The sequence below is a fragment of the Neorhizobium sp. DAR64862/K0K3 genome, assembly GCF_050500185.1.
Lineage (GTDB): Bacteria > Pseudomonadota > Alphaproteobacteria > Rhizobiales > Rhizobiaceae > Neorhizobium > Neorhizobium soli.
Genome location: NZ_CP191450.1, coordinates 302185 through 317707, shown reverse-complemented (window position 1 = coordinate 317707; position 15523 = coordinate 302185). Strand labels below are relative to the sequence as shown.

Annotated in this window: 15 protein-coding genes; 8 read left to right on the top strand and 7 right to left on the bottom strand. The window is 62.4% G+C overall.

Features of this window, described 5'->3' with window-relative positions:
• Nucleotides 1-8: 8 nt before the first annotated feature.
• The 5 genes from ACQY1L_RS18365 to ACQY1L_RS18345 are packed head-to-tail and all read left to right on the top strand — an operon-like array spanning nt 9 to nt 5554.
• A complete protein-coding gene (locus ACQY1L_RS18365; protein WP_092663319.1) occupies nt 9-1529 on the top strand; it encodes an ABC transporter substrate-binding protein in 1521 nt (506 codons plus the stop codon).
• 15 nt (nt 1530-1544) lie between these two features.
• A complete protein-coding gene (locus ACQY1L_RS18360; RefSeq protein WP_113111576.1) occupies nt 1545-2585 on the top strand; it encodes an ABC transporter ATP-binding protein in 1041 nt (346 codons plus the stop codon).
• Complete coding sequence (locus ACQY1L_RS18355; protein ID WP_430245415.1) at nt 2582-3712, top strand: ABC transporter ATP-binding protein; 1131 nt, start codon at nt 2582-2584, stop codon at nt 3710-3712. Before ACQY1L_RS18360 ends, ACQY1L_RS18355 begins: the two co-directional genes overlap by 4 nt.
• 4 nt (nt 3713-3716) lie before the next feature.
• A complete protein-coding gene (locus ACQY1L_RS18350) occupies nt 3717-4658 on the top strand; it encodes an ABC transporter permease (RefSeq protein WP_062459249.1) in 942 nt (313 codons plus the stop codon).
• A gap of 44 nt (nt 4659-4702) precedes the next feature.
• Nucleotides 4703-5554 carry an ABC transporter permease gene (locus ACQY1L_RS18345; RefSeq protein ID WP_325265080.1) on the top strand — a complete coding sequence of 284 codons (852 nt, stop codon included), beginning with the start codon at nt 4703-4705 and terminating at the stop codon, nt 5552-5554.
• Here ACQY1L_RS18345 and ACQY1L_RS18340 read toward each other — a convergent pair.
• Both ACQY1L_RS18340 and ACQY1L_RS18335 read right to left on the bottom strand, forming a co-directional pair.
• On the bottom strand, nt 5502-5813 hold the full coding sequence (locus ACQY1L_RS18340; RefSeq protein WP_430245412.1) for an SDR family oxidoreductase: 312 nt from the start codon (nt 5811-5813) through the stop codon (nt 5502-5504). The genes ACQY1L_RS18345 and ACQY1L_RS18340 overlap by 53 nt on opposite strands.
• Before the next feature lie 114 nt (nt 5814-5927).
• Entirely contained in the window at nt 5928-6803 is an 876-nt protein-coding gene (locus ACQY1L_RS18335) for a helix-turn-helix domain-containing protein (RefSeq protein WP_430245410.1), read from the bottom strand.
• A 108-nt stretch (nt 6804-6911) separates the two neighbouring features.
• Here ACQY1L_RS18335 and ACQY1L_RS18330 point away from each other — a divergent pair, with 108 nt between their 5' ends.
• From ACQY1L_RS18330 to ACQY1L_RS18320, 3 genes are all read left to right on the top strand, one after another.
• Nucleotides 6912-7685: an SDR family oxidoreductase gene (locus ACQY1L_RS18330; protein WP_197978113.1), complete on the top strand. Its 774-nt coding sequence runs from the start codon at nt 6912-6914 to the stop codon at nt 7683-7685.
• A gap of 366 nt (nt 7686-8051) precedes the next feature.
• Nucleotides 8052-9635: a Na+/H+ antiporter gene (locus ACQY1L_RS18325; protein ID WP_174197825.1), complete on the top strand. Its 1584-nt coding sequence runs from the start codon at nt 8052-8054 to the stop codon at nt 9633-9635.
• A 135-nt stretch (nt 9636-9770) separates the two neighbouring features.
• Nucleotides 9771-10778, top strand: coding sequence for an Atu2307/SP_0267 family LLM class monooxygenase (locus ACQY1L_RS18320; RefSeq protein ID WP_174197826.1), 1008 nt, complete (start codon nt 9771-9773; stop codon nt 10776-10778).
• Nucleotides 10779-10923: 145 nt separating this feature from the next.
• Here the strand turns inward: ACQY1L_RS18320 and ACQY1L_RS18315 are convergent, their stop codons facing one another.
• The 5 genes from ACQY1L_RS18315 to ACQY1L_RS18295 form a co-directional block, all read right to left on the bottom strand.
• Nucleotides 10924-11499 carry an NADPH-dependent FMN reductase gene (locus ACQY1L_RS18315; RefSeq protein ID WP_430245407.1) on the bottom strand — a complete coding sequence of 192 codons (576 nt, stop codon included), beginning with the start codon at nt 11497-11499 and terminating at the stop codon, nt 10924-10926.
• 36 nt (nt 11500-11535) lie between these two features.
• Nucleotides 11536-12456, bottom strand: a complete 921-nt coding sequence (locus ACQY1L_RS18310) for a LysR substrate-binding domain-containing protein (RefSeq protein WP_430245405.1) — start codon at nt 12454-12456, stop codon at nt 11536-11538.
• A gap of 84 nt (nt 12457-12540) precedes the next feature.
• A complete protein-coding gene (locus ACQY1L_RS18305) occupies nt 12541-12987 on the bottom strand; it encodes an SRPBCC family protein (RefSeq protein ID WP_113111346.1) in 447 nt (148 codons plus the stop codon).
• On the bottom strand, nt 12984-13727 hold the full coding sequence (locus ACQY1L_RS18300; RefSeq protein WP_430245403.1) for an SDR family oxidoreductase: 744 nt from the start codon (nt 13725-13727) through the stop codon (nt 12984-12986). The genes ACQY1L_RS18305 and ACQY1L_RS18300 overlap by 4 nt, the downstream gene beginning before the upstream one ends.
• A 68-nt stretch (nt 13728-13795) precedes the next feature.
• Nucleotides 13796-15361, bottom strand: a complete 1566-nt coding sequence (locus ACQY1L_RS18295; protein WP_430245401.1) for a GMC family oxidoreductase — start codon at nt 15359-15361, stop codon at nt 13796-13798.
• Nucleotides 15362-15523 lie beyond the last annotated feature (162 nt).

Genomic DNA, 15523 nt, shown 5'->3' with positions numbered 1-15523 from the left:
GAATAGCGATGAAACCACACTATCTCGCACTGGCCGCCACACTGGCGCTCGCAGGCATTCAAGCGACAGCTGCCCCAGCGGCCGCACAATCGACGCTCAATATCGGCCTTCAGGACGATCCGGATACGCTCGACCCCGCAACCAACTGGAGCTTCGTTGGTCGCCACGTTCTTCAGTCGCTGTGTGACAAGATCGTCGATATCGATGAGAAGGGTGAGATCATCCCGATGCTGGCTGCCAGCTGGAAATGGGGTGACGACAGCAAGACATTGACGCTGAAACTGCGCGACGATGCCGTCTTTCATGACGGAACGAAGGTCGACGCCGCCGCCATCAAGTACAATCTCGAGCGGGCTCTCAATGCCAAGTTCTCGCGCCGCAAACCCGAAATCAGCTCCATCAGCACCGTCGACGTAGTCGATCCGACAACCGTCCAGATCAATCTGAAACAGCCATCGGTACCACTGCTGGCAGCTCTCAGCGACCGTGCCGGCATGATCGTTAGCCCGACTGCAGCTGAAAAGCTCGGTGAGAAGTTCACCGATGCTCCGGTCTGTTCAGGCCCCTACACCTTCGCCGAACGCGTCATCCAGGACCGCATTGTCCTTGCTAAATTCCCAAAATACTACAACGCCGACAAATACCACTTCGACCGGCTCGTTTATCGCGGCATGCCCGACTCGAACGTGCGACTGCTCAACCTTCGTTCCGGCCAGCTCGATCTGATCGAACGGCTCGCTGCCACCGAAGTCGAAGCCGTGAAGGCGGATTCATCGTTGGCCGTGGAGCCGGTCGTCGGACTTGGATATTACGGCGTGACATTCAGCATCGGTGGCGAGGGGGCTAACCTCGATGCCGGCAAGAAGGCAGCAATCCGCGAAGCGTTCAGCCTGGCAATCGACCGCCAGGCCATCAGCGACGTTGTATTCGATGGTCAGGCGAGCATCGGCAACCAGCCGTTCCCGCCTTCCAATCAGTACTACGATAAGAACTTCCCAATTCCGCAGCGGGATCTGGACGCTGCCAAAAAGAAGATGCAGGAAGCCGGCGTCGAATCCGTCGATCTTGAACTTCTGGTGCCCACCGATGCCGAACGTCAGCAAGTTGCCCAGCTTATCCAGGCGATGGTTGCCGAAGTCGGAATCAATGTCTCCATCAAGCCGACTGAGCTGATGACCCTGCTCGACGTTGCTCGCCAGGGCAAGTTCCAGTCGCATCTCGTCGGATGGAGCGGACGCGTCGATCCAGACCTCAACATCACGCCGATGCTGTCTTGCGGTGCTCCGACCAATGACGCGCATTACTGCAACGAGGAACTCGACGCGATTCTGGCGAAAGCCCGCGCATCGGGAGACGTCGAGACCCGCAAGGCAGAATACAGCAAGGCAATCGCGATCCTCCAGAAGGACCTTCCGATCGTCTACATGTATCATTCGCAGTGGATCTTCGCGCACAATTCCAACATCACCGGCCTTGCGCCCGCTCCGGATGGCATCATCCGCCTGAGTGGTGTGAGCCGGAAGAATTGATGGCTTAAGGCTGTAATGAGCACCTCACCTGATCTCATCCAAGACAAGTCAGCCCGATCGGATCGGGCTGACGACCACGCGGCCTTGGTGCTGCGGGTCGATGATCTGCGTGTCGTCTTTGAAGACGACACGCGTACCGTCACTGCCGTCGACGGCGTGAGTTTTGACGTTCGAAAAGGGAGCACGCTCGCGATCGTCGGCGAGTCCGGCAGCGGCAAGAGCGTGACCTCCCTGGCCGTCATGCGCCTCCTCCCCGAACACACAGCACGCGTGTCTGGCAGCATCAATTTCGCCGGTCGCGAGTTGCTCGAGGAAACGACGAGCGGTATGCGCAGCCTGCGCGGCAACCGGATGGGAATGATCTTCCAAGAGCCTATGACCTCTCTCAATCCCTCCTATACGGTCGGCGAGCAAATCAACGAAGTCATCCTGCGTCACCGACAGATTTCGAAGAAAGAGGCGACAGAGCGCGGCATCGCCATGCTGAAGCTGGTTCGTATTCCGTCACCGGAAACGCGTTACCGCCAGTATCCGCACAATCTCTCCGGTGGCATGCGCCAGCGCGTGATGATTGCCATGGCGCTCGCCTGCGAGCCGGAACTGTTGATCGCCGACGAGCCGACGACGGCCCTGGACGTGACGATCCAGGCTCAGGTCCTCGAACTGATGGGGGAACTGCGGCAGAAGACCGGAACGGCCATCGTTCTCATCACCCATGATCTTGGCGTTGTCGCGGAATCCTGCGACGACGTGATCGTCATGTATGCGGGTCAGGTTGTCGAGCAATGCTCGGTCGAAGACCTCTTCACCTTTCCGCAGCATCCTTACACCGTTGGTCTTCTCGGTTCGTTGCCGCGCCTGGACGAGAAGCGAGAACAGCTTGTCGCCATCACCGGCACGGTCCCGGACATGGCCAACCCACCGTCCGGCTGCCGGTTTCGGGCGCGATGTCCGTTCAGCATCGACAAATGCGCCGAGATGCCCACCCTGATGGAAATATCCCCAGGTCACCTCAGCCGCTGCTGGCGTGCGCCATTGCAGGACCTCGTCCCATGAGTGAAGCCCTCTTGAAAGCCAAGACGCCGATCATCGAGGCGCGTCACCTTGGCAAGAATTTCGTCGTCAAACGCAGCGTCTTCGGCCGGCCCTTGGCGTCCGTCGGCGCTGTCGACGACGTGTCGTTGTCCCTGATGCCCGGCGAGACGCTGGCAATCGTCGGCGAATCCGGTTGCGGGAAGTCGACGCTCGGCCGGTTGTTGATGCGCCTCATCCAGCCGACCGACGGTCAGGTCCTGATCGATGGTCAGGATATCACCAACATCAGCCATGCGGCGATGCGCCGTCAGCGCCGGCATGTGCAGTTGATCTTCCAGGACCCTTACGCTTCGCTCAATCCGCGCATGACGATTGCCCAGACAATCGGCGAACCGCTGATGCTGCACGATATCGTGCCGCCAAACGAGCGCGCTCGACGCGTTGCGGAACTGCTCGAAATGGTCGGCCTTCGTCCAGAGCAGGCCAGCCGATATCCGCATGAATTCTCCGGCGGCCAGCGTCAGCGCGTGGTGATTGCGCGTGCGCTTGCCTCCGAACCGAAGGCAATCATCTGCGACGAGGCCGTGTCTGCCCTCGACGTGTCGATCCAGGCGCAGGTCCTGAACCTTCTGAAGAGCCTGCAGAACCGATTGGGTCTGGCGTTCATCTTCATTTCGCACGATCTGAGCGTCGTGAAACACATCGCCGACCGCGTTGCGGTCATGTATCTCGGCAAGATCGTCGAGATCGGGACGTCGGACGAAATCTTCGCGACCCCGCGCCATCCCTATACCCGGGCGTTGCTGTCTGCCATTCCGGTCGCCGCCCCGCCCAGCCAGCAGCGTTCGAAGGAAGCGCGCCTGCATGGCGATCTGCCAAGCCCGATGTCGCCTCCGCAAGGTTGCAGGCTGCATACGCGATGTCCCCACGCGCGACCCGAATGCACGGCGGTCAGCATGGCGCTCGATGTTGAGGCAAGCGGCCATGCGAATGCCTGTGCGTTCTGGCGAGAGCTACCCGAACTCGATACGGCCGAGATCACCCGCGAACCTCGCGATCCGAAGCTGGAAAAGCTGTTTGCGGTTTTCGAAGCGATGGCGGCAGCCCGGATGACGCCCACGCCCTCCTCAACCGTGACCGGAGGCTAATTCCTTGACCTCGCTTCTTGCACGTCGTCTGCTGCAGCTCATTCCGACCATCGTCTTGCTGTCGCTGATCATCTTCTCGCTCCAGCATCTGCTTCCTGGTGACCCGGCGCTTGTGCTTGCGGGTGAAAGTCCGGACGAAGCGACGCTAGCCGCAATCCGCGCCCAGTATCATCTCGATCAGCCCTTGCTCGTGCAATATCTCTACTGGGTGAAGGGCGTCCTGACCGGCGACCTTGGGCAATCCATGCGCCACAATCGCCCGGTTCTCGAACTTATCCTTTTGAAGCTGCCCGTGACACTGCAGCTCGCCGTGATGGGAATTGTCCTTGCTTTGGTGTTTGGCATTACCGGAGGTGTAATTTCGGCGCTGCGCCAGAACACTCCGGTCGATTACGCCACCAATGTCGTCTCGCTGGCCGGCATCTCGCTGCCGAATTTCTGGCTTGGCATCATGCTGATCATGTTCTTCTCGGTGTACCTTGGCTGGCTTCCTGCCTCCGGCTTCGTCAGCCCGTGGGAAGACCTGAAGATGAACCTGATGACGACGATCATGCCCGCCTTCGTTCTGGGCACCGGGATTGCCGGCGTCATCATGCGCCATACCCGCGGCGCCATGCTGCAGGCGCTGGAAAGCGACTATGTCCGCACCGCCCGGGCCAAAGGTCTAAGCGAGTGGGTCGTCGTATTTAAGCACGCAATGCGTAACGCGCTGACGCCTATCATCACGCTCGGTGCGCTGGAGTTCGGCGCCCTGCTATCCGGCGCCGTGCTGACGGAACAGATCTTTACGATCCCCGGCTTCGGGAAGCTGATCGTCGATGCGGTCTTCACGCGCGATTATCCTGTGGTCCAAGGCGTGGTGCTTGTCACCTCGCTGTTCTACATCACCCTCAACCTGCTGGCCGACATCGGGTATATCCTTGTTAACCCGAGACTGAGAGGCTGACCGTGCCAACGATCGCAACGACCAAACCTGCTGTCTCCCCCAAGATCAGCCCCGTCACGAACTTTTTCCATGGTCGCCTGTGGCGACGCCTGTCGAAGCGCAAGAGTGCGCTCGTCGGCCTTTTCGTGGTGCTGTTCGTGGTGGCCGTCGCCATTCTTGCCCCCCTGCTTGCACCCTACGATCCGGCATCCCAGAGCTGGACGGCGGTTCGCAAGGCACCGTCAATGGCGCATCTGTTCGGCACGGACGAAGCTGGCCGCGACATACTTTCCCGCATCATCTGGGGCACCCGCGCTTCGTTGCTGGCAGGCCTTACATCGGTCGGGATCGCGATGGCAATCGGCGTGCCCCTCGGGCTTGCGGCAGGTTTTCTCGGCGGCGTGGTCGATGGCTTTATCAGCCGGTTTACGGATGCCATGCTCGCCTGTCCGTTCCTGATCCTTGCAATCGCGCTGGCCGCTTTTCTCGGTCCAAGCCTGACGAATGCGATGCTCGCAATCGGCATCACCGCCATGCCGCTCTTTATCCGACTGACCCGGGGTCAGGTTCTTTCGATCCGGGCCGAAGAGTATATCGAAGCGGCAAGTGCCGTGGGCAATCCACGTTGGCGGATCGCGGTTCGCCATATCCTGCCGAATATTCTTCCCCAGTTGATGGTACAGGCGACCCTGACGATCGCATCCGCGATTATCGCCGAAGCCAGCATGTCCTTCCTCGGCCTCGGCTTGCAGCCGCCGGCACCATCCTGGGGCTCCATGCTGAATTCCGCCCAACGGTTCATGAGCAACGCTCCCTGGATGGCGCTATGGCCGGGCATGGCAATCTTCATGACCGTACTGTCGTTCAACCTGCTCGGCGACGGTCTGCGCGACGCGCTTGATCCACGCTCCCGGTAGGACGGCATGGGCAGCGTCGTCTGGCCGGCCCATGCGCCCTAGCGGGATCATACCGGAGAAGCTCATCCCGGACCTCTTGCGGGGCTGCGGCCATCAAGGCCGTATCGTTTGGGCCACAGCTTACGACGTTGACACAGATGCCTTTCGGAGCAAACCCGTTGGCCCAGGTGCGGGTGAAGGAGCGCACATCAGTCGTTGTGGCTCCGTAAACGCCATATCCTTTGGTCCCGATGTCGCACGCGCTGGAGCCGATCAACACGATCGTCCCGCTGGCTTGCCCGAGATCGTTAGAACCTGCGCCGCGAACTTCGGCCGTTCACCGGCTGAATTGCAAAGCATGAGACCGTCGGAAACCTCAATGATCCGGACATCATCACACCCGCAGCGCGCCGGGGGTGAGGCCGTCTTCCCGGCGCATGATGGCCGTCAGGTGGCTTTGGCTGGAGAAGCCGCAGGTAAGTGCGATCTCTGCCAGGGGCAGCGGTCCGTTGACGATCAGTGCACGGGCCTCGTCGAGGCGAAGTCGGGTGAAGTACTGGTGCGGGCTCGTTCCCGTTCGACGCCTGAACGAGCGAAGCAGCTGGCTCGACGAAAGCCCGACCAGCGAGGCCAGGTCCTCGAGCCTGACACCGAGTGTCATATGCGCCTGCATGTGATCGCGCACCTGCCGGAACTGCCGGTCAGACAGCCCACCCAGATCCTTCTGGGGCCGGGCTACGCCATATTGCCGGATGAGGTGGATGCCAAGCAGGTTGAGGAGCGAATCAAGCTCGAGGCCGGCCATCGTGCCATGCGTGCCTGAACGCAGCTCTTCACGCAGCATGCCGCCCAGCAGTCCGACGCGGCGGTCGACGACCGGCAAGGCATCCGCGACGACGGTTGCGGCCGGCAGGTCGAGGTCGGACTGGGCGAGACCGTCAAGCCATGGCTGCGACAGCGAGAATGCCGCCACTTCCTTGGGCTCATGCCAGCGCGCCCAGTAGTCTGCGCCTGCCGGAACGATTTCACAGCATCCGCTCGCAGCCGAGGCGGTGCGGATCCGCGTCCCGCCAAGGCGTGACTCGCGGTTGCTGAAGGGCTTGAACGACAAGAGCACGAGATGATGGGGGATCGACTGGCTGATCTCGCCTGCGTTCCGCCGGTTCCACGCCGCCGTCCCGAAATCGGACCGGACGAGCCGACCCCAGTTCGGCACCGGCGTGTCGGCAGTGGCGACATGCGGTGCTTCGGGCGGAATGGCATCTGACATGGCTGTTTCCCGTCCAGCGTGCGGATTTACTAACAACGATGCGCGTATCCTGAAAGCCGCACCCCCTCCATGTCGCCTATTCCTTGATCATCAACAAGGAGAAAGACAATGACGACCAGCGACATGATCAAAAATAACGACGGCCAGGTTGCAGTGGTGATGGGTGCAACGCGCAACCAGGGTCGGGCCTATGCCGTCATGCTGGCGCGCAACGGCTGCCGCGGCGTGGCCGTCCACTATCACGGCGAGGCCTCCCGCGGCGAAGCGGAAGAAACTGCCGCCGAGATCAAGCATCACGGTGCCGAACCCCTCCTGTTCAGCGCCGACCTGACCCAGGTCGCCGATGTCGCGAGATTGTTCGACGCGGTCGACAAGTCGTTCGGCCAGCTCGACATCGTGGTGAACACGGTCGGCAAGGTGGTCAAGAAGCCATTTGTCGAGATCACCGAGGCCGACTTCGACCAGAGCTTCGCAATCAACAGCAAGGCGGCGTTCTTCTGCATGCAGGAAGCCGCAAAAAGGATCGCCGACAACGGCCGTATCATCAACATCGGCACGACGCTGCAGGCGGCAACGACCGGGCTATACGCGATCTATGCGGGCTCCAAGGCGCCGCTCGAACACTTCACGCGCGCGCTTGCCAAGGAGATCGGCCACCGGGGCGTCACCGTCAACACCGTAGCACCCGGCCCGCTCAACACCTCCTTCTTCTACCCGGTGGAAAGCGCGGAATCGAAGGCCTTCCTCTCCGGCATGAGCCCGCAGAACCGGCTCGGCGAAATCGACGAGATCACGCCGCTGATCGAGTTCCTGGTCAGCCCGGGCGGCAGTTGGGTCACCGCGCAGACCCTCTTCATCAACGGCGGCTTCATCGCCCGCTGATCCCTCGACTGCACAACACAAGGCTGACGGCCCGTCGATCAGGACGTCAGCCGGCATCCAACCCGCCTGAGGCAGCGCGAACTTGATCAGGTGTGGCCCGCTATCGCGACCCATCCTATCTTTTGGTCTGCATGCCCGCGACGAACCATATGATCGGTTCATCAGCAGCGTTGCGATCAGGCGGCCTTTCTTGCTATGTCGCAAATGCTCAGAGTAACTGCCTTAAGCAGCTGTTCGAATACCTAAGGGTGCAGGAGCAGCAATGCACATCCATTGATCTGTTACACACCGTAAATTTTGGGCGACTGGCCCTATACTCTGGAGGTATGCCGCCATCAGAGAGATTGGCACCTTGGGGAGAGAGAGATGCATCCGGCCGAAACGTTCGAACTGGTTTTCACCCTGCTTCTCGCGATCCTCGCCCTGCACTGGTTTGCCGAACGCGCCAAGCTTCCGCCATCTGTCGCCCTTCTCGTCGGCGGCGGGGCCCTGGCCTTCCTTCCCGGACTGCCGGTGATCGAGCTGGATCCCGAGCTGGTTCTCGTGCTTTTCCTGCCGCCGCTTCTGATGGACGGGGCCTATTATACCGCGCTTGCCGCCTTCCGCCGCCACAGCGCCGGCATTCTGTCGCTGGCCATCGGCGCGGTCGTCTTCACCACCCTGGTGGTGGGACTTGTTGTTCACTGGCTGGTCCCGGCGCTGCCCTGGGCCGCCTGTTTCGCCCTTGGCGCCATTGTTTCGCCACCGGATGCCGTCTCGGCACGGGCGGTTCTGCAGCGCGTGAAGCTTCCCCGCAGGCTGACAACGCTTCTCGAGGGTGAAAGCCTCCTGAACGACGCCAGCGGCTTGGTGCTTTTCCGCTTCGCTGTCGCGGCAGCCTTGACGGGAAGTTTTGATGCCGTGGATGCGAGCCTCGAGTTCGGCTTCCTGGCGATTGGCGGCGTCGTGGTCGGCGCCGTCGTGGGTGGGGCCTGGACCTTCCTCCTCCGGCGGCTGGGCGACGAGACCCTGATGATCCTCGCCTCCCTGATCCTCGGCTGGGCCGCCTATCTGGCTGGCGAAGCGGTCCACATCTCGGGCGTCATCTCCACAGTCACCGCGGGCCTGGTTTTCGGCTGGTACCAGCACGTCGTCTTTACCGCGAGCGTTCGCATCCGCGCCGGCGCCTTCTGGCACGTCATGGTGTTCCTGATGGAGGCCATGATCTTCATCCTCATCGGTCTTTCGCTGCGCGGCGTGCTGGAGCGCGTCGGGGGATTCGAGACTGTCCTTGCCACCATGGCGGTTCCGGTCGTGGGCGTGATCGTCGCGATGACGCTGGCGCGTTTCGTCTGGATCTTTGGCTGTGACGCCGTTCTTGCGCTGCTCAACCGGATAGGATTTCCCATCGACGACCCGCTCGGCCCGAGGGCCGCGACGGTGATGAGTTGGGCGGGCATGCGTGGCGTGGTCACCCTCGCTGTTGCCCTGACCGTCCCCGAAACAATGCCAGGTCGCGACCTCATGCTGGTCGCAGCTTTCGCCGCCATTCTCGTCACTGTTCTTCTCCAGGGGACGACGCTTGGGCTGGTTATCCGCGCGGCGAACCTGTCTGATCGGGGCGTGCGCCCGGCATTGAGCCTTGCACAGGCGGAAGCGGCGGTCGCAGCAGCCCAGCTCGTCGCCGTCCGGTCGCAGGCCTATACCGACGACGGAACGCTTGCCCACCCGCGATTGCTCGAGGGCTTCCAGCGGCGCGCCGACCAGGCATTCCAGAACGCGGACGACGAAGACACTTTCGTAGACGAGATCACGGCCCACTACGACCTCGTCCTCGAGGCGGTAAGGGCCGGCCGGGCCGAACTCGTGCGCCTTCATCGCGCCCACCAGATCAGTGACGAAACGCTGCATGACCTGGAGCGGGACCTCGATCTGGAAGAGCTATCGGCGACAGCCGCGAAATCCCTCTGACATGACGCTTGCGGCGTTTACCTCTGTCCAACGTGCTGGACTTAGCGTCCTGCTCGTGTCCCTTCTGATGCCGGAGCCCATGACTTAAAACGATCGCATCACCGGCGATCGACTGCAAATGAAGGAACTATGGTTTTGGAAATCGGAATTGACAGTTTTGCGGCAACCGTCAAGGGTGTCAGCGACATGGATCGCATGGGTTTCCTGCTCGACGAGATCGAGATGGCCGATACGTCTGGCCTCGACGTGTTCGGCATTGGTGAGCACCACCGCAGCGACTATCTCGACAGCGCACCGGCCGTCATCCTTGCCGCCGCCGCCGCGCGGACGAAGTCGATCCGGCTGACCAGCGCGGTAACGGTGCTTGGCGCCGCAGACCCCGTCCGCGTCTTCCAGGAGTTCGCGACGCTGGACCTCATCTCGCGGGGACGGGCTGAAATCGTCGTCGGTCGGGGATCCTCGATCGAGGCCTATCCGCTGTTCGGTCTCGACCTCAACGACTACGATGCCCTGTCGGAGGAAAAGCTGGAACTGCTGCTCGCCCTGCGCGACGAGACCAATGTGACATGGTCCGGCCGGTTTCGTGCGCCACTTGACGGCCAGGGTGTCTACCCACGTCCTGCCCAGCCGAAGATGCCCATATGGCTTGGGGTTGGCGGCACGCCGCAATCCTTCGCCCGTGCCGGGATCCTTGGTCTTCCGCTGATGGTGGCGATTATCGGCGGGGAATTCCGGCGGTTTCGATCGCTGGTCAATCTCTACCGGGAGGCCGGAGCACGCGCCGGGCACGCGCCCGAAGCACTGCGCGTCGGCATTCATGCGCTCGGCTTCGTGGCCGAGACGGACCGCGAGGCGGAGGATCGCTTCTTCCCCGGCTGGCAGGCGATGTTCACCAAGATCGGCCTCGAGCGTGGCTGGGCACCGTCGACGCGCGCGCAGTTCGACAACCTGGTTCGGCCCGGCGGCGCGTTCCTCGTCGGTGATCCCGAAACGGTGGCGGCAAAGATCCGGCAGACGTCCGAGGACCTCGGCGGCATCGACCGGCTGACGTTCCAGATGAGCTCCGCGGCAAGCGACCAGCCGGCGATGCTGCGGTCGATCGAAATGCTCGGCCGCGAGGTGAAGCCACGCCTCTCGGCCTGAGCAAAAGGTCGTTTCTCAAAGCGACGGTTGCCGAGGCGGCCTTTCCGTATCCGCCGGAGGACAAGGCGACGAAAATGCGGGTTCCGACCTACTGAGCCAAAAGGCGCCTGGTCCGTCGGTTATCCGCACGCGTTGCAGGCGGCGTTCAGCCTGAGACTCGGTACCTTTGCGCAAAGTGCACGAAGGCCGAAACCTGTTTTTCCAGGAAGTGACGGGTTTCGGCGTCGGTCAGTTCCAGCGTTTCGCTGTGCACCTTGGCCGCGACATGCCCGATCATGACCTCCGGCTTGTTGAGAACGGCGGCATCCATATAAACGAGGATCTGTCGGAGATGGTACTGAGCCCGGGCGCCGCCGAGCATACCGGCTGACGCCGTTTGGATGGCCACCGGCTTGCCGGAAAACGGCTGGTTCGGCAGGCGCGAAAGCCAGTCCAGGGCGTTCTTGATGCCACCCGGGACCGAGTAGTTGTACTCGGGCGTGACGATGATTACGCCGTCGGCGAGACGGATCGCCTCACCCATCGCCGTCACCTCCGCAGGGAACCCTGCCGCCTGCACATCCTCGTCATAAAGCGGGAACATGCCGACCGAGCCGAGTGCCGTGATGGTCACGCCCTCGGGGGCGAGAGACGGCAGGGAGCGAGCGATTGCAGCATTGTAGGATTTATGACGCAGGCTTCCGAGAAGGGTCACGAAGTGCAGCGGCTTGGGTTCAAACATGAAGGCTCCAAATGAGAATGCTGACGAAAAGGCGGATCAAACGGGATCAGAATCCAAATTGACCACTTTCGGCAGCTCGATGATGAGATAGTCGAGAAACGCACGCACCGATGGCAGCACGTAATCCCGGAACGGCAGGACGGCGGTGATCTCCGCCTTGCCGGCCAGCCATTCCGGCATGACCCTTTGCAATCTGCCCTCAAGCACGTCTTCCCGGCAGATGTAACCGGGAAGCGCCGCGATCCCGATGCCGTCTGCCGCAGCCTGTTTCAGCATGATCAGGTCGTTGCCCGCCATTCGTGGCTGGACGGGAAGCACCCGGTCGCCGATCACGGGATGGCTGAGCTTCCACACCGTTGCCTGCCCGGGACGGTGCATCGCCAGAAGGTCATGCTCCGATAGGTCGTCCGGTGTCTTCGGTTCGCCGCGACGCTCGATATAGCTCGGCGCTGCGAAAATGAACCAGGGCGCCGGAGAGAGCGTCCGCTGCACCAGGGCCGAATCGGTCATCTGCCCCTCGTGAGCCCGGATCGCGAGATCGAAGGCGCCGCCGATGATGTCCGTCTGCTCGTCGCCCGTGTGCTGGACGAGCTGGATTTTCGGGTGGTCGATCGCGAACTGCGGTATGATCTGCCGCAGGACATAGACCGAGGTCGCGATTGCCGTCGTGAACTTGATGACCCCCGTCGGCTCCTCCAGCCTCTGGCGCACCGCGTTCTCGGCGATGTCGGCGTTTTGAAGCATGACAAGCGCGTGGCGATAGAAGAGAGTGCCCGCTTCGGTCAGCGTGTGCACCCGTGACGTTCGATTGATCAGCCGGACGCCGAGGGCGGCTTCAAGCTGCTGCAGCCGATGGCTGAGTGTCGACTTCGCAACGCCCGTGCTGCGGCTTGCAGCTGTCAGGCCGCCGCTGTCGACGACCTGGACGAAGGTACGGAAATCATTGAGGTCGAGCACGGGTTCAGTCCCTCCACGAGATCGGCGCAAAGACCGCCAAAGGCCGTTTTTTATGGGCCAATTCCAAGGAGACCACGACCAGCATTAGAGAGACGCCCTGACAAGCGCAACCCCGAGATGATGGGCCAGCCCTCTAGATGCCGCCGCAAACGCCGAGAGGTTGATCCCCATCACCACCTCCGAATCGACGCCATTCACCGGGACGAACGACGCCTCGAAGCGGATGCTGGCTTCATCGGCGCTCACGCCGGGACGAACCTGGATCTGGTTCGTCTGCTCGCTGACTGGGATCGGAAACGTCACCATCTGGTAGGTGAGATGACACGCCCCGTCATCACTGGATATCAGCCGCTCGCGGACGGTCGTCCCGTCAGTCGTGACCAGCTCCCGTTCTCCGTCGGCGAGCAGACGGCTTTCACGGGCAATCGGGTTCCACGAGGCGACCGCTGCGAAATCGCGAACGACGGACCAGATCCGTTCCGGGCTTGCGGCAAGGGTCGCGGTATAGACGGCGACATAGCTCTTGCTCATACCCGTGCTCCACCGTTGGCCAGAACGTGCTGCCCCGTCAGCCAGCGTGCCTGGTCGGAAGCTAGGAAGGCGACGACATCGGCGATCTCGTCGGGTTCGCCAAGGCGTCCGAGTGGCGACCCGGCCGCAATCCGGTCACGCTCTTCCTGCGGCGCATCCTTGATGAACTCGGTGTTGGTTGCGCCGGGCATGACCGAGTTTACGGTAATCCCGCGGTGACCCAGCTCTATCGCCAGAACCTCGACGATCAGCTTCGATCCGGCCTTCGAGGCCGCGTGCAGGCCCATGCCCTGTGCCGTGAACGCGGTGGTCGAGGTCGAGATGTCGATAATCCTTCCGCCGTCCCGCACCCACTTGGCCGCCTCCTGGAGCACGAAGAACGAGCCCTTGGCATTGAGACCAAAAATTCGGTCAAAATCCTCTTCCTTCACGTCGACGACCGGCACGCCGATGAACGGCAGCCCGGCATTGGCGACGACGATATCGAGGCCGCCGAAGGCCGTATCGACCTCGTCAAACAGCCGCCGGATGTCCGCCATATCGGCGACATCGGCCTGGAAGGGACGCGCCACGCCGCCGGCATCCTCGACGGCCCGCACCGCTTCCGCCGCTTCCTTCGGACGGCTGCGATAGTTGATCGCAACCGTCGCGCCCTCGCGGCCGAGCCGCTCGCCGATCGCCCGGCCGATGCCGCGTGATGCACCGGTGATCAGCGCTACCTTGCCTTTGAGAGATGTCATGAGAATGCTCCTTCGTATGTGGGCTATGATCGGCGAGAGCGCCGGCCTGGCACTTTCGATCCGGCCGGTCAGGCGAGGATGCGCGCGGCGATCCGCTCGGCGACCATGATGGTGGTGACGTTGGTCGGGACCGACGGGATGTCGGGAAGAATGGAGGCGTCAACGACGCGAAGGTTCTCGATGCCACGCACGCGCCCGAAGGCATCGACAACGGCAGTCTCGTCGGTGTCTGTCCCCATCGGAACCGTCGAGGTCGGATGCTGGTAAGCCGCGATGTTGGCGATGATATTGGCGCGCAGGTCCGCGTCGCTTTGCACGGCATCGCCGGGCGCCATCTCGTGATCGACCATGCCCGCGAAAGGAGCGGTTCTGCCGGTCTCGCGGGACAGCCTGACCGCTTCCACCATCCTGTCGAGATCGCTCGGGTCGTCGAAGAAGTTATAGTGGATGCGCGGCGCGACGCGCGGATCGCGCGAGGCCAGGCGGAAGCTGCCGACAGACTTTGGCAGCGTTACTGCAGCCGCGAGAACGATCGCGCCGCCCGTCGGGCTCGCCTTCGGGTCGATGAAGTGGGTCGCGGATATCTGGAGGTCGAGATCGCCGCCGGTCGCTGCCGATGAGCCCGTCCAGACAAGCGCACCGGCTGCGGGGCTCATGGCCCTGTCGGAGGCCTTCAGTGCGTAGACGTTGTAGAAGAACGGGTGGTCCTGGAGACGCGCGCCGACCGGCAAGTCCACCAGAACAGGGATCTTGAGCGCGCTGAGATCGCCGGCAGGGCCGATGCCGGAGCGCAGCAGCATGGCCGGGCTTCCGAACGCCCCGCCCGACAAGATGATCTCGCCGCCGGTCAAAACCTCTCCCGTCACCAGCCGGACGCCGGTGGCCCGATTGCCGCTGAAGACAACGTGATCCACTTCTGTCTCGCCGCGGATGGTGAGGTTCGGGCGGGCGCGAACCTCCTCGGTGAGATAGACGATGCCGGTATTCATCCTCCTCTCGTCGACGACGTTGAGCGGATAGGCCCCTGCCCCGTCCGCAGCCGCGCTGTTAAAATCCGAAACGTCAGCCAGACCCAAGGCCCACGCGGCGTGAACGAAGCCGCGAGAGGACGCGGTCAGTTCCTCGAGGGTTCGCTGCCGGAACGGAAAGGGGCCGGATCGACCATGCAGGGTATCGTCGCCGGTCGGGGTGTTTTCCAAAGCCTTGTAAGCGGCCGACACATCGTTCCAGGACCAGCCTTCGATCCCACGCGCCGCCCAGCGTGCGAAATCGGACGGCCGTGCCCGCATGGCGACCGTGCCATTGACGGCGGAACTGCCACCGACCACCCTGCCCCGCGGCAATGGAATGTCATGGCCGAGCTTTGTCGTGTCATCGCTGTGATAGTGCCAATCGAAATCCGGAGTCCGCACAGTGCCGGCATCGGTCAGGCTCTGCGGATAGGCGCTCGGCGCAAAATCAGGCCCCGCTTCCAGCAACAGTACGGTGCGATGAGGATCGGCGCTGAGGCGCGTCGCAAGCACCGCTCCGGCGGACCCACCTCCGACGATGATCACGTCGACCGGTGGCGCTTCGGCATGGGCGTGCGCCAGGCCGATCAGGACAGCGCCCGTTGCTTTGCCGCTTCCAGCCATGAAACGTCTCCTCGTCATCGCCACTTGCGTGAAATTGTCCCTCGTCGAGCGCTATGAGCGCTGCAGGCAAGGCTTCACTTCTGTTTCAGGGAAGTAGCGAATACGGGATTGTGCGAACAGCGGGCCCATCCCGGAAGCTACGTTCAACAGGATGGACGATGC

Excerpts from the sequence above, each read along its gene's own strand:
- ACQY1L_RS18305 (WP_113111346.1), bottom strand. The coding sequence starts at position 12,987 with ATGAGCAAGAGCTATGTCGCCGTCTATACCGCGACCCTTGCCGCAAGC.
- ACQY1L_RS18325 (WP_174197825.1), top strand. The coding sequence starts at position 8,052 with ATGCATCCGGCCGAAACGTTCGAACTGGTTTTCACCCTGCTTCTCGCG.
- ACQY1L_RS18360 (WP_113111576.1), top strand. The coding sequence starts at position 1,545 with ATGAGCACCTCACCTGATCTCATCCAAGACAAGTCAGCCCGATCGGAT.
- ACQY1L_RS18315 (WP_430245407.1), bottom strand. The coding sequence starts at position 11,499 with ATGTTTGAACCCAAGCCGCTGCACTTCGTGACCCTTCTCGGAAGCCTG.
- ACQY1L_RS18330 (WP_197978113.1), top strand. The coding sequence starts at position 6,912 with ATGACGACCAGCGACATGATCAAAAATAACGACGGCCAGGTTGCAGTG.
- ACQY1L_RS18335 (WP_430245410.1), bottom strand. The coding sequence starts at position 6,803 with ATGTCAGATGCCATTCCGCCCGAAGCACCGCATGTCGCCACTGCCGAC.
- ACQY1L_RS18355 (WP_430245415.1), top strand. The coding sequence starts at position 2,582 with ATGAGTGAAGCCCTCTTGAAAGCCAAGACGCCGATCATCGAGGCGCGT.
- ACQY1L_RS18300 (WP_430245403.1), bottom strand. The coding sequence starts at position 13,727 with ATGACATCTCTCAAAGGCAAGGTAGCGCTGATCACCGGTGCATCACGC.
- ACQY1L_RS18365 (WP_092663319.1), top strand. The coding sequence starts at position 9 with ATGAAACCACACTATCTCGCACTGGCCGCCACACTGGCGCTCGCAGGC.
- ACQY1L_RS18295 (WP_430245401.1), bottom strand. The coding sequence starts at position 15,361 with ATGGCTGGAAGCGGCAAAGCAACGGGCGCTGTCCTGATCGGCCTGGCG.